Source organism: Monashia sp. HAY1-11D (assembly GCF_056868035.1).
Map to the genome: position 1 here is coordinate 1,631,945 of NZ_CP200320.1, position 12,744 is coordinate 1,644,688.

A 12,744-nucleotide genomic window follows, 5' to 3' on the forward strand; every position below is an offset into this window, starting at 1 on the left:
CCTCCTCGTCGGTCAGGGGGTGCGGGTCCCACGGAGGGCGCGGACGGTGCGGACGAGCAGGACGAGGGCGACGAGCTGGCTGACCGCGACGACGGCGACGAGCCAGGGCAGCGACCGGTCGTAGAGCCAGCCGGACACGAGGCCGCCGACCACGGCGAAGGCGCCCTGGACGCCGGCGAAGACGCCGTACGCGGTGGCCCGCCTCGGCGCCTCGACGACCTCGGCGACGAGCGCCTTGACCGTCGAGTCCTGGACGCCGTACGCCAGTCCCCACACTGCGACGCCGACGAGCGCGAGGGTCAGGGAGCCGGTGAGCGCGAGCGGAGGCACGAGCGCGACGAGCACCGGTACCGCGAAGAGCACCGCCCCGCCGAACCGGTCGTACCCGACGCCGACACCGAGGGCCGCGAGCGCCTCGACGCCCATCGCCCCGGCGTAGACCACCGGCACGGTGGCCACGGGCACGAGACCGGCGACGGTGAGGTGGTAGCCGATGAGGCCGAACGTCACGAGGCCGGCGGTCGTCAGGCCCGCGGCGAGCGCGTACCGGAAGAACGAGGGCGGCAGACCCGCGCCGACGGCGTCCGCGAACCAGCCGCGCACGCCGCCGACGGGTTGTCGAGGACGCGTACCGTCGGCAGGCACCGACGGGTCGGCAGGCGTGTGGCCGTCCTTCGCGTCCGTCACCGACGCGGCGGCGAGTACGGCGTCGGCCGCGAGCGCCTCGGTGGGCGCGACCGCGTCGGTCGTCCCGGCGTCGATGGTCCCGACGTCTGACTGGGCGTCGGTGCTCGACGTGTCGGTGGTCGCAGCGGGAGGCGCGGTGTCGGTCGGCTGGGGGTCGTACACGGCCGGGTCGGGCACCCACGCCCGCATGACGGCGAGCAGAACCATGGCGGCGAGGCCGGGGACGGCGAGCACGAGCAGGCCCGGCCAGATCGCGCCGGCGGCCGCGACCACTCCGGCCACGAGCAGCGGGCCCGCGAACGCGCCCACCTGGTCGAGGGCCTTGTGGACCCCGAAGCCACGTCCGCGCCCCACCGCGGTGGCCACGTGGGCGAGCAGGGCCGACTTGGACGGGCTGCGCACCGCCTTGCCGGCGCGCTCGAGCAGGATGAGCACCGCGGCGAGGACGAGTCCGGCGCCGCCGACGAACGGTGCCACGGCGAGCAGCGGCACGCAGACCGCGGTGAGGCCGTAGCCGGCGATCGTCAGGCCCCAGTAGCGGCCGGTGCGGTCGGCGAGGGGACCGAAGACGAGACGCAGGGCCAGCGCCATCGCCTCGCCGGCCCCGGTGACGAGCCCGACGACGACCGCGCCCGCGCCGAGCGAGGCGAGCAGCGGGCCGTACATCGACCGGGCGCCCTCGTAGACCATGTCGGCGGCGAGGCTGACGAACCCGAACCACCACACCACCCGCCACGCGGACCAGCGCGGCGCCCGCGTCGGGGACGCGGCGGACGACGGGACCGGCGAGGCGTCGGGTCGGGCCGGTCGGAGGGGTTCGGTCATGGTGGGCAAGGTAGCAACGGCGGCCTAGCCTGATCCGGTGAGCAACCCCGACCGCAACCCCGACGAGGTCACCTGCGAGAGCCGCGACACCGGCGGCCACGACCCCGTCGTGCTCCCCTACCGCGACGTGCCCCTCGGCGGGCCGCGGGCGATGCCGGTGCGCCGCAGCCTCCCCCAGCGTGAGCGCTCGCTCATCGGGGCCTGGTGCTTCGTCGACCACTACGGGCCCGACGACGTGTCGGCGACAGGAGGCATGGTCGTGCCGGGTCACCCGCACACCGGCCTGCAGACGGTGTCGTGGCTCTTCTCGGGTGAGGTCGAGCACCGCGACACCACCGGCGCGCACGCCTTCGTCCGCCCGGGCGAGCTCAACCTCATGACGGCCGGCAACGGCATCGCCCACTCCGAGTACTCGACGCCGGCCACGACGACGCTGCACGGCGCGCAGCTGTGGGTGGCGCTGCCCGAGGCGAGCCGGTTCACCGCGCCGGGCTTCGAGCACTACGCGCCGGCGGCGACCGACGTCGACGGCTGCCGCGTCCTCGTGTTCCTCGGCACCCTGTTCGGGCAGACCTCACCGGTGACGATGCACTCGCCGCTCGTCGGCGCCGAGGTGACCCTGCCGGCCGGGCGCTCGCTCGAGGTCGACCTGGACGTGGCGTACGAGCACGGGTTCCTCTGCGACACAGGCACGCTCACGGTGCAGGGCGCGACGGCCAAGCCGGGCGAGATCGTCTTCCTGCCGGCCGGAGCCCAGCGCGTGACGCTGACCGCGGGCGACGACGCCACGCGCCTGCTCGTCCTCGGCGGGACACCCTTCGGCGAGCAGATCGTCATGTGGTGGAACTTCATCGGCCGCAGCCACGACGAGGTCGTCGGCTTCCGCGAGCAGTGGCAGCGCGAGCGCGAGGCCGCTGCACGCGGCGAGGCGGTTGACGCGTCCGCCCGCTACGGCACCTTCCCCGACGCGTGGGACCACACGCTCCCCGCGCCCGGGCTGCCCAACCTGCGCCTGCGTTCCCGCGGCTGAGCGCAGGGTAAGGCCCGCGCCGTCGTCGAGTGGCTTTGCCACGTGCGGGCGGCCGGACGAGGATGGCGCCCATGCGCGCGACGACGATCCACGGCCCCGGCGACATCCGTCTGTCCGAGGTCGCCGACCCCACCATCGAGGCCCCGACCGACGCGATCGTGCGCGTCACGGCGGGCTGCATCTGCGGCTCCGACCTGTGGCCCTACCGCGGCGAGAACCCGATCCGCGTGGGCGCCACCATCGGTCACGAGGCCGTCGGCGTCGTCGAGGAGGTCGGCGCGCAGGTCCGGGAGGTCAGGCCCGGCGACTTCGTCGTCATCCCGTTCTGCCACTGCGACAACACCTGCCCGGACTGTCTCGCCGGTGTGCAGTCCGCGTGCCCGAACGCCGACGGCACCGCGAGCGGCCAGGCCGAGCTGACCCGCGTCACGCAGGCCGACGGCAGCCTCGTCAAGACCGACGGGATGCCCGACGAGAAGTACCTGCCCTCGCTGCTGGCGCTGTCCGACGTCATGGCCACCGGCTGGCACGCCGCCGTCGCCGCGAAGGTGACGCCCGGCTCCACGGTCGTCGTCGTCGGTGACGGCGCGGTCGGCCTCTGCGGCGTCATCGCCGCCCAGCAGCTCGGCGCCGAGCGGATCGTCGCGATGTCGCGGCACGAGCCGCGACAGGCCCTGGCCCGCGACTTCGGCGCGACGCACGTCGTGGCCGAGCGCGGCGAGGAGGCCGTCGCGGCGGTGAAGGACCTCACCGGCGGCGTCGGGGCCGACGCCGTGCTCGAGTGCGTCGGCACGCACCAGGCCATGGACACCGCCTTCGACGTCGCGCGGGCCGGGTCGACCGTCGGCTTCGTCGGCGTCCCGCACGGGGTCGAGCTGCCCGTGCGCCGGATGTTCTCCCGGAACATCGGGCTCGCCGGCGGCGTCGCCCCGGTGCGCCGCTACCTGCCGGACCTCCTGGACCGGGTGCTGTCCGGGCGCATCGACCCCGGCAAGGTCTTCGACCTGACGCTGCCGCTCGACGAGGTGGCCGAGGGCTACCGCGCCATGGACGAGCGACGCGCCGTCAAGGTGCTCCTGCAGCCGTGAGCCGCCTTCCCTGACGCGCTGCGCGCGGGCGCTCCCGCCTGACGCGGACGGCGCCTCGGGCCAACGGGATTCGCCGGACGATCCGGCCTCTCCACGCATCTGTCGCTTTGCTCCGGTTTGGCGCCGAATGGCGAGGTTCCTTTGCACTGACCCCTTTGGGCCAATAAAGTCGCAGTGATCCCGCCCGACAAACCGGTCCGGAGACAGTGAGGACCAGGATTGGCCCCCAGATTCGCGTCCGTCGATGACTACATCGCCTCCTATCCCGAGGAGACGCGAACTCAGCTCGCGAGGGTTCGTACGGCGGTGCGCACGGCGGTGCCCGACGCCAGCGAGAAGATCAGCTACGGCATGGCGACCTTCACCCTCGACGGCAAGCCGTTGCTGTACTTCGCCGGGTGGAAGAACCACGTCGGGGTCTACCCCGTCCCGAGCGGTGACGAGGCGTTCGAGGAGGCCATCCGGCCCTACCGTCGCGCCAAGGACACCGTGCGTTTTCCGATCACCCGTCCCGTGCCCCTCGACCTCGTCGCGACGATCGCCCGCCTGTGCGTCAGACGCCGCGCGGAGCGCGAGCAGGACGAGGACGAGATCCAGTCCGGTTGAGGGCGTGACGACGCCGGGCGACAGACGGACCGCGCCCGGCGGTGCGTATACCCCGGAGCGGGGCCGACGTACCGGAAACCCGACCGGTGGGTCTGTGACCCATGTCTCACTCCCCGGGCGGTATGCCGCCGGTAAAGCGGGAGCAACCGGTCGTTCAAGGGCACACCCGGCGCGTCACCGTTACCTCGGCGTGACATTGCCCGGTTGATTCGTCTACAGTTCCGGGAGTCCGGCCACCAGGCCGGACACGCGCGAGGTGGACCGCCTAGTCCTGTCACCGCCTCGTTCGTGACGACAAACCTTGTGACAGGAGCGGAGGAACCACGCGTTTCTCCGGGCGTCCGGCACCACGACTCCGGACGTCCTTGGGGTGAAGTACCCATCCGGGCCGCAGCTGGCACGGGAGGGCACCGGGCACCTTTCCGCCCGAACCCGACAGCTAACTTCGTAGGCGCGGAGAGGTACATGACGACTGAGAACACCCGCGGGCGCCACCGTGCGCCGGGACGACACAACCCCCTCAACGAACTCAAGCTTCTCGCCCGTGAGTCGGCCCAGCCGGCGATGAAGGGCGCCGCGATCGTCGCGGCAACCGGTGGCCTCGTCGCCACCTTCGCGAACCCGGCCAGCGCCGACGAGGCGAAGCCGGCCAACGGTGCGGTCGCCGCCCTCGGCAACGCTGCCGCCGTCGGCCCGGCGACCACTCCCGCCGTGGCTCCCGCGACGGCCCTGTCCAAGATCGGCTTCCAGCCCCAGGTGCAGCAGGCCGTCGCCCAGCGCACCGCCACGGCCAAGCCGACCGTCATCGAGGACCTCGTCGTCGAGAAGGCCCGCCAGGCCGCCGCGGAGCGCAAGGCCGCGGCCGAGCGCGCCTCGCGCGACGCGTCCCGCCGGTCCCTGACGACGAGCACGATCTCGACCAAGGCGACGAGCAACGCCTCGGTCCCGAGCGCCTCGTCCGGCATGCGCGCCTCGTCGAACTGGGCCACCCCGGGCCAGTGCACGTGGGGCGCTCTCAACAAGTGGTACCAGTCCGAGGGCTACTACCCCGGTGGCTGGACCGGCAACGCCATGGAGTGGGCCTCCGGCGCCGCCTCCGCCGGCTACACCGTGAGCGGCACGCCGCGCACGCGCTCCATCGTCGTCATGCAGCCCGGCGTCCACGGCTCCTCGAGCGTCGGCCACGTCGCCTGGGTCACGGCCGTCAACGGCAACGAGGTCACCATCGTCGAGATGAACGCCCTCGCCGGCCCGTACAACTACAACACCCGCACCGTCACCGACATCTCGGGGATGCAGTACATCTACGCACCGTGACCTGACCGGTGCGCCCGCGGGATGAGGGCGGGGACGACCACGTGTCGTCCCCGCCCTCATTGCATGCCGGGGCGTGCGGGGCCGGAGGCCGAGGGTGCCTGACGGGACCCGGGGCCGGCCGTGGCTTTCAGCGCGGCTCGGGGGGCGGCTCGGGGCCCGCGTGCGGCTCGCCGAGGAGCCGCTGCACCCATGCGACGTCGTGCCACGCGCCGTGCTTCCAGCCCACCCGCCGGAAGGTGCCCACCGGCTCGAACCCCAGCGACGCGTGGAGCCGGTTGCTCGCCTCGTTGGGCTGGGCGATGCCGGCGGCCGCCATCCGGTAGCCGCGCGCGGTGAGCCGCTCGAGCAGCGCCAGGTAGAGCGCCCGCCCGCCGCCGCGCCCCCGCCGCTCCAGGTCGAGGTAGACGGAGACCTCGCAGGCCCAGCGGTAGGCCGGGCGCGTCTTGAACGGACCGGCGTACGCGTAGCCGAGGATCCGTCCCGCCTCCTCGAGGACGAGCCAGGCGTGCGTGGCGCGGGCGGCCTCGATGCGCGCAGCGACCGCGTCCTCGGTCGGTGGCTCGAGCTCGAAGGTGATCGCGGTGTCGAGGACGTACGGCCGGTAGATGCGCGCGCAGGCCGCGGCGTCGGCGGGCGTGGCGTCGCGGACGACCACGGCGAGGGGAGGGGTCGCGTCGGTCGGCATGGTGGCGATCGTAGGGGCCCGGGCCCGCGCTGGCCGCGCTCCTGTGAAGGGTGCACAGACCCCTGCCGGTCGGTGGGTGCGGAACGTAGAGTCGAGTGGTGGCACGGGTCACCGATCCGCCGAAGGTGCATCCGGCCGGCGCCGTCGGTGCCGCGCCGTCGACCCCCGCGCCCGGTGGCGGGTCGGAGCCGGCTTCCCCGCCCGAGCCGCCGCGCCGGTCCGGCCCCCTGCGGTCGTTGCCCCGACGCGTCTGGGCGGTCGTGGTCGTCGTCCTCCTCGTGGCCGCAGCGGGGCTCGCCTTCGGGCTGACCCATCAGTCCGGTCCGCCCCCGCCGACGCAGCGGGACGTCGACGCCAGCGTCCGGCGCAGCCTCGAGGCGTACGCCGAGGACCAGGCCGCGCGGCCCCCGGACGCCAGCCTCGCCCACCGCGCCATCGAGCCCTCGCTCGTCCTCGTCACGACGCTCACCCCGACCCGGACCGGCGTGGAGCGCGGCACGGGGGCCGGCGTCGTCGTCAACGACGACGGCACGGTGCTGACCGCCGACCACGTCGTGGCGGGCGCGACCGGCATCACCGTCCAGTTCGCCGACGGCACGAGCTCGCCGGCGACGGTGGGGACGCGCCGGCCGGAGAACGACATCGCGACCCTGACGCCGGCGCGCCTGCCGGCCACCGTCGTCCCGGCCGTGCTCGGGGGCCGGGTGCAGGTCGGCGTCCCGGTCTTCGCCGTGGGGCACCCGCTCGGGCTGACCGACTCTCTCTCGGCCGGGGTCGTGTCGGCCCTCGACCGCACCGTCACCGTGCCCGGCGGCAGGCAGCTGCGCCACCTCATCCAGTTCGACGCCGCCGTCAACCCGGGCAACTCCGGCGGGCCGCTGCTCGACCGGGCCGGGCACGTCGTCGGCATCGTCACGGGCCTGGCCAACCCCACCGATCAGACGCTGTTCGTCGGCATCGGCTTCGCCGTGCCCATCGCCACGGCCGGCGGCGCCGCCGGCAGCCCGCCGCACTGAGCGCCGGGTACGAGCACCAGCCCACCACGGGGAGAAGCCATGGACGACCCGACGCACGTCGCTCCCGACGTCGACACCGCCGCCGACCACCGGCTGCTCGAGCAGGCGCTCTACGAGGTCAAGCGGACCATCGTCGGGCAGGACGTGCTCCTCGAGCGGATGGTCGTGGCGCTCCTCGCCCGCGGTCACCTGCTCGTCGAGGGCGTTCCCGGCCTGGCCAAGACGATGGCCATCAAGACGCTCGCGGCGACGGTGGGCGGCCAGTTCCAGCGCATCCAGTTCACGCCCGACCTCGTGCCGGCCGACCTCGTCGGCACGCGCATCTGGAACCAGCGCGACGGCGAGTTCCAGGTGTCGCTCGGTCCGGTCTTCGCCAACCTCGTGCTCGCCGACGAGGTCAACCGTGCGCCGGCCAAGGTGCAGAGCGCGCTGCTGGAGGTCATGCAGGAGCGGCAGGTGACGATCGGCCGCCAGACCTACCCGGCGCCGGACCCCTTCCTCGTCATGGCGACCCAGAACCCCATCGAGTCGGAGGGCACGTACCAGCTGCCCGAGGCCCAGGTCGACCGCTTCATGCTCAAGGTCCTCATCGGGTACCCCTCCGCCGCAGAGGAGTTCGTCGTCGTCGAGCGGCAGATCGGGGCGGCGGTGCGGACGGCGCAGGTGCTGGACCCGGACGTGCTGCGGCGGTTCCAGCAGGAGGTCGACGAGGTGTACGTCGACCCGGCGGTCATCGAGTACGCCGTGCACCTCGCGTCGGCGACGCGCGACCCGGCCTCGGTCGGGCGCGACGACCTGTCCCGTCTCCTGACGTACGGGGCCAGCCCCCGCGCGTCCATCAACCTCGTCCTCGCGGCCCGGGCCCTGGCCTTCCTGCGCGGGCGTGACTTCGCGCTGCCGTCCGACGTGCACGAGCTCGCGCACGACGTGCTGCGGCACCGCGTCGTGCTGTCGTACGAGGCGCTGGCCGAGGACCTGTCGCCCGACGAGGTGCTCGCCCCCGTCGTCGCTGCGGTCCCCGTGCCGACGGCACCGACGCGCGAGGCCCCCACGGGGACAGGCGTCCCCGTCGGTGGCGTGGAGGACACGTCGTGGGCGCGGCCCCAGCACTGACGCCGGAGCGCCTGCTCCGCCGGCTCGAGTGGCGCGTGGTGCGCCGGCTCGACGGGCTGCTCCAGGGGGACTACCGCAGCCTCTTCACGGGGTCCGGGCTCGACTTCACGGACCTGCGCGAGTACGAGCCCGGCGACGACCTGCGGCACGTCGAGTGGAACGTCACCGCGCGCCTCGACGAGCCGTGGGTGCGGGAGTACGTCGAGGAGCGCGAGGTGACGGCGTGGCTGCTCCTCGACGCGTCGCGGTCGATGGGCTTCGGCGCCGCAGGCCGCAACAAGGACCTCGTCGTGGCCGAGCTCGCCACGACGCTCGCCCACGTCCTGACCCGTGGGGGCAGCCGCGTCGGGGCGGTCATCGTCGACGCGGGCGTCGAGGCGGTCGTGCCACCGGGGTCGGGGCGCACCCAGGTGCTGCGGATCGCCACGGCGCTGCTCGACCGGCGGGCGGCGCACGAGGCGGCCGACGCGGCGGCCGCCGCCCCGAGCCGGCGTCGATGGACGCTGGCTCGCCCCGTCCGCCCGTTCCGACCGGCACGTCCGGCCCCTCCCGGCCTCACCGACCTCGGCGGCGGCCTGCGCGCGCTGGCCGGCCTGGCGCGCCGGCGGTCGATGGTCGTCGTCGTCAGCGACCTCGTCAGCGCGCCGGGGTGGGATGCCGAGCTCGGCCGGCTCGCACGGCGGCACGACGTCGTCGTGCTGCGGGTCAGCGACCCCCGCGAGCACGACCTGCCGAACGTGGGCACGGTGTACGTCGAGGACCCCGAGACCGGCGAGCAGATCGTCGTCGACACCGACGACGCGGCCTTCCGGGCGCGGGTGCGGCAGGTGGCCGACGAGCGCCGGGCCGAGCTGGAGCGGGTGACGCGTCGGGCCGGGGCCGACCTGCACCACGTGTCGACGGAGGAGGACCTCGTGCGGGTGCTCGTGCGCGTGGCCGCCTTGCGGCGCAGGCGGATCGGAGCACGTCGACCATGACGCTGACCTGGCCGTGGATGGTGGCGGGACTCGCGCTCCTGCCGCTGCTCGTCGTGGCGTACCGGCGGCTGCTGGCCGCGCGGGCCGCGCGGCTTCGGGCCATGGCCGCGGAGGGCTTCGTGCTCGTGGAACGGCGCGACCGCCTGCGCCACCTGGGGCCGGTGCTGCTGCTCGCCGCCCTGGCCCTGCTCGTCGTCGCGCTGACGCGACCGGTGGCGGCCGTGGCCGAGCCGCACCGCGAGGGCACCGTCGTGCTGGCCTTCGACGTGTCGAACAGCATGGCGGCCACCGACGTCAAGCCGACGCGGCTCGAGGCGGCCAAGGCGGCCGCACGCGGCTTCGTGGAGAAGCAGCCGCCGAGCGTGCGCATCGCCGTCGTCGCGTTCGGCGGCAGCGGCGTCGTGGCACAACGTCCGACGGACGACCGGTCGGCGGTGCTCGCCGCGATCGCGCGACTGACGCCGCAGGGCGACACGTCGCTGGCCGGTGGCATCCTCGGCGGCCTGAGCGCCATCGCCGGCAAGCCGGTGCGCCCGCCGACCGACACCGAGAACGGCGCGACGGACGAGACCCCGATCGGCTACTTCGGCGGCACGGCGATCGTCCTGCTCACCGACGGCGAGAACACGTCCGGCGCCGACCCGAACGACCTGGCCGACCTCGCCTCGGCCGCCGGGGTGCGCATCGACCCGGTGGGGCTCGGGACGCCTGCGGGCACGGTCATCGACGTGGACGGGTTCAGCATCGCGACCGCACTGGACGAGTCGGTGCTGCGCGAGGTGGCCGACACGACCGGCGGGACCTACCGGCGCGCGTCGGACGTCGCCACCCTCGCGGCCGTCTACGACTCGATCCAGCTGCAGTGGACGACCCGGTCGGTGCCGCACGAGATCACCTCGCTCGTGGCGGCGGTGGCGGCGCTGCTGCTGCTCTCCGGGGCGGCCGTGACGGTGCTCCGGCAGGGTCGGGTGGTCTAGGTGTCGTTCGGCCAGCCGCTCCTGCTCCTCGTCCTCGCCGCCGTCCCCGCACTGCTCGCGGCCTACGCCTGGCAGCTGCGCCGACGGCGTCGGGACGCGGTGCCGTTCCCGGACGTCGCCCTGCTTCGGGCGGCAGGGGCGTCCACCCGATCGTGGCGTCGGCACGTGCCGGTGGCGCTCGTGCTGGGCGCGCTGGCGCTGCTGGGCCTCGCCGGTGCGCGCCCGACCGTCGAGGCGGACGTGCCGACGTCGAGCTCGACGGTCATCATCGCGCTCGACGTCTCCGGGTCGATGTGCGCGACCGACGTGACGCCCAACCGGCTCAGCGCGGCCCAGGCGGCCGTGCGGGAGTTCGTCCGCCGGCAGGACGGTGACGCGAAGGTCGGGCTCGTCGTGTTCTCCGGGTTCGCACAACTCGCCGTGCCGCCGACCGACGACCGGGACGCGCTGCTCGAGGCGATCGACGAGGTGACGACCGGACGCGGCACGACGATCGGCGCTGCCATCCTGCGCTCCATCGACGCCATCGCGGAGCTCGACCCGACCGTGCCCCCGAGCGACCCGGTGGCCGAACCGGCGACGGACGGTCCCGGGACGGCCGACGCAACTCCGCCGACCGGCTCGCCGTCCTCCGGCGAGGGCTCCGGGGGCGACGCCCGGGCCGCGGCCCGCGGGGCGCCGGCGCCCGAGATCGTCGTCCTGCTCACCGACGGAGCCAACACCCGCGGAGTCACCCCGAGGCAGGCGGCCGAGCAGGCGGCGGCCCGCGGCGTCCGCGTCTACCCGATCGGGTTCGGCACCCGGAACCCGACGCGGCTCGCGTGCACGCTCGACCAGTACGGCGGGCTGCCCGGGCCCGGCTTCGGCCCCAACGTCGGTGGCGGCTTCGGCGGGTCCCGCGTCGGCGACATCGGCGGTCGCAACTTCCTCGTCGTCGACGAGGCAGCCCTGCGCGACGTCGCCGAGACCACGGGCGGCGAGTACTTCGCGGCGCAGGACGCCGAGTCGCTGGCGCAGGTCCTCGGCAACCTGCCCAAGCACGTGACGGTCACGCACGAGGCGGTCGACCTCAGCTCCGCCTTCGCCGGGCTCGCCGCCCTGGTGCTCGTCGTCGGCGCCTGGCTCTCCCTGCGCCGTGCGACCGCCTGAGGGCCGACCCGCTAGCGTTCGGGCGTGGGCACCGAAGGGCAGCAGCCAGTTCCCGTCTTCGACGTCGACGTCGACGCCGACCGGACGGCCGTGCAGGCCGTCGTCGAGGCGTTCCTCGACGCGTTCCGCTCCGGCCCCGAGGCGGCGCAGCGCCTCGACCGGCTGCGCCGGCTGTTCCTCCCGCAGGCGGTCGTCGTCCGCACCTGCGGAGCGGACCTCGGCGTGCACGACGTCGAGTCGTTCATCGCCCCGCGGGAGGCCCTGCTGACCGGCGGGGTCCTCGTCGACTTCCACGAGTGGTCGCTCGGCGGGCGCGTCGACGTCTTCGGTGACATCGCGGCCTGGTTCGGGGCCTACGCCAAGGAGGGCGTCCACGACGGCGAGCCGACCGCCGGGCGCGGGATGAAGTCGGTGCAGCTGGTCCGGACGCCCGAGGGCTGGCGGATCAGTGCCGTCGCGTGGGACGACGAGCGCCCGGGCCTCACGCTGCCGGCAGGCTCCCCAGGCGGTGGGGAGGGCACCACGGCCCCTCGTCAGGGGGTCGGGTACTCGCCCTTGACGACGAAGTAGGACCCGCGGATCGTCCCGGCGAGCTTCGACTTCTGTCGCGCGAACTTGAAGCCCGAGAGTCGTCGGGGACATCCATCCCGTCACACAGCTTGAACCCGACGGCGCGCTTGCCGCCGTCCGCGAGCGTGTACATGACGTTGATCGACAGGCCCGACTCGTAGAACACGTAGGACATCCGCATGCCGTCGACCTCGAACGTCGTGGCCTCCAGCGCCGGGGACGCGATGACGAGGCCGCGCTCCTCCCTCAGGATGCGGGCGACGTAGTCGACGACCTCCGTCGCCTCGCTCGCCGGGTGCACCGTGAAGGTGTGGTCGTACTTGTTCCAGTAGTACCGGGCCTCGTTCGCACGCACCCCCGCGAGCGCCTCCGCGTGCGGTGACGACTCGAGACCCACCGTGGAGACGTCCGTGAAGTCGACGGCGTAGGGCATGACCACCTCCGGAAGCAGGGCCTGGTTCCCACGAGGCTAGTCCCCGCCGCCGGTCGGGAGCCTGACACCGCGTCGGTGGTTCGGTCTAGGGTCGGCCGCATGGCGGTGCGGCAGGGGACCACGGAGCTGACCATCGAGCAGGCACGACGCGTGGCGATCCACGCCCAGCTGCTCGACCTGCCGCGCCCGACCGACGTGCTCGCGGTCGTCGACCGGCTGACGCTGCTCCAGATCGACCCCACCGCGGCGATCGCACCGAGCGCCGACCTCG

12 protein-coding genes, 1 pseudogene and 1 riboswitch are annotated in these 12,744 nt (G+C 74.0%); of the genes and pseudogenes, 10 read left to right on the forward strand and 3 right to left on the reverse strand.

Annotated elements, in window-relative coordinates:
• Positions 1–12: 12 nt before the first annotated feature.
• A complete protein-coding gene (locus tag AC1VM9_RS07520; protein WP_483122131.1) occupies positions 13–1,512 on the reverse strand; it encodes an MFS transporter in 1,500 nt (499 codons plus the stop codon).
• A gap of 37 nt (positions 1,513–1,549) precedes the next feature.
• Here AC1VM9_RS07520 and AC1VM9_RS07525 point away from each other — a divergent pair, with 37 nt between their 5' ends.
• The 4 genes from AC1VM9_RS07525 to AC1VM9_RS07540 all read left to right on the forward strand — a co-directional run bounded on the left by AC1VM9_RS07525 (position 1,550) and on the right by AC1VM9_RS07540 (position 5,553).
• Entirely contained in the window at positions 1,550–2,542 is a 993-nt protein-coding gene (locus tag AC1VM9_RS07525; protein ID WP_481346542.1) for a pirin family protein, read from the forward strand.
• 71 nt (positions 2,543–2,613) lie between these two features.
• Positions 2,614–3,630, forward strand: coding sequence for a zinc-dependent alcohol dehydrogenase family protein (locus tag AC1VM9_RS07530; RefSeq protein ID WP_481343874.1), 1,017 nt, complete (start codon positions 2,614–2,616; stop codon positions 3,628–3,630).
• A gap of 219 nt (positions 3,631–3,849) precedes the next feature.
• Positions 3,850–4,236, forward strand: coding sequence for an iron chaperone (locus AC1VM9_RS07535; RefSeq protein ID WP_481343873.1), 387 nt, complete (start codon positions 3,850–3,852; stop codon positions 4,234–4,236).
• A gap of 282 nt (positions 4,237–4,518) precedes the next feature.
• A riboswitch (cyclic di-AMP (ydaO/yuaA leader) is annotated at positions 4,519–4,702 on the forward strand.
• On the forward strand, positions 4,702–5,553 hold the full coding sequence (locus AC1VM9_RS07540) for a CHAP domain-containing protein (RefSeq protein ID WP_481346541.1): 852 nt from the start codon (positions 4,702–4,704) through the stop codon (positions 5,551–5,553). It overlaps the preceding riboswitch by 1 nt.
• A 127-nt stretch (positions 5,554–5,680) precedes the next feature.
• Here the strand turns inward: AC1VM9_RS07540 and AC1VM9_RS07545 are convergent, their stop codons facing one another.
• Positions 5,681–6,238, reverse strand: a complete 558-nt coding sequence (locus tag AC1VM9_RS07545; protein WP_481346540.1) for an N-acetyltransferase family protein — start codon at positions 6,236–6,238, stop codon at positions 5,681–5,683.
• A gap of 98 nt (positions 6,239–6,336) precedes the next feature.
• Here AC1VM9_RS07545 and AC1VM9_RS07550 point away from each other — a divergent pair, with 98 nt between their 5' ends.
• The 6 genes from AC1VM9_RS07550 to AC1VM9_RS07575 are packed head-to-tail and all read left to right on the forward strand — an operon-like array spanning position 6,337 to position 12,040.
• On the forward strand, positions 6,337–7,254 hold the full coding sequence (locus AC1VM9_RS07550; protein WP_481346539.1) for a S1C family serine protease: 918 nt from the start codon (positions 6,337–6,339) through the stop codon (positions 7,252–7,254).
• A gap of 39 nt (positions 7,255–7,293) precedes the next feature.
• A complete protein-coding gene (locus AC1VM9_RS07555; protein WP_481346538.1) occupies positions 7,294–8,367 on the forward strand; it encodes an AAA family ATPase in 1,074 nt (357 codons plus the stop codon).
• Complete coding sequence (locus AC1VM9_RS07560; protein WP_481346537.1) at positions 8,346–9,344, forward strand: DUF58 domain-containing protein; 999 nt, start codon at positions 8,346–8,348, stop codon at positions 9,342–9,344. The genes AC1VM9_RS07555 and AC1VM9_RS07560 overlap by 22 nt, the downstream gene beginning before the upstream one ends.
• Positions 9,341–10,321 (forward strand): VWA domain-containing protein, encoded by a 981-nt coding sequence (locus AC1VM9_RS07565; RefSeq protein ID WP_483122134.1) that lies wholly within the window; start codon positions 9,341–9,343, stop codon positions 10,319–10,321. Before AC1VM9_RS07560 ends, AC1VM9_RS07565 begins: the two co-directional genes overlap by 4 nt.
• Complete coding sequence (locus AC1VM9_RS07570) at positions 10,322–11,470, forward strand: VWA domain-containing protein (RefSeq protein ID WP_483122136.1); 1,149 nt, start codon at positions 10,322–10,324, stop codon at positions 11,468–11,470. It abuts the gene before it with no gap.
• 24 nt (positions 11,471–11,494) lie between these two features.
• Positions 11,495–12,040 (forward strand): DUF4440 domain-containing protein, encoded by a 546-nt coding sequence (locus AC1VM9_RS07575; protein ID WP_483122137.1) that lies wholly within the window; start codon positions 11,495–11,497, stop codon positions 12,038–12,040.
• Here AC1VM9_RS07575 and AC1VM9_RS07580 read toward each other — a convergent pair.
• A pseudogene (locus tag AC1VM9_RS07580) lies at positions 12,004–12,473 on the reverse strand (phage tail protein). The gene AC1VM9_RS07575 and the pseudogene AC1VM9_RS07580 sit on opposite strands and share 37 nt — an antisense overlap.
• Positions 12,474–12,744 lie beyond the last annotated feature (271 nt).

Excerpts from the sequence above, each read along its gene's own strand:
- AC1VM9_RS07520 (WP_483122131.1), bottom strand. The coding sequence starts at position 1,512 with ATGACCGAACCCCTCCGACCGGCCCGACCCGACGCCTCGCCGGTCCCG.
- AC1VM9_RS07530 (WP_481343874.1), top strand. The coding sequence starts at position 2,614 with ATGCGCGCGACGACGATCCACGGCCCCGGCGACATCCGTCTGTCCGAG.
- AC1VM9_RS07540 (WP_481346541.1), top strand. The coding sequence starts at position 4,702 with ATGACGACTGAGAACACCCGCGGGCGCCACCGTGCGCCGGGACGACAC.
- AC1VM9_RS07545 (WP_481346540.1), bottom strand. The coding sequence starts at position 6,238 with ATGCCGACCGACGCGACCCCTCCCCTCGCCGTGGTCGTCCGCGACGCC.
- AC1VM9_RS07555 (WP_481346538.1), top strand. The coding sequence starts at position 7,294 with ATGGACGACCCGACGCACGTCGCTCCCGACGTCGACACCGCCGCCGAC.
- AC1VM9_RS07565 (WP_483122134.1), top strand. The coding sequence starts at position 9,341 with ATGACGCTGACCTGGCCGTGGATGGTGGCGGGACTCGCGCTCCTGCCG.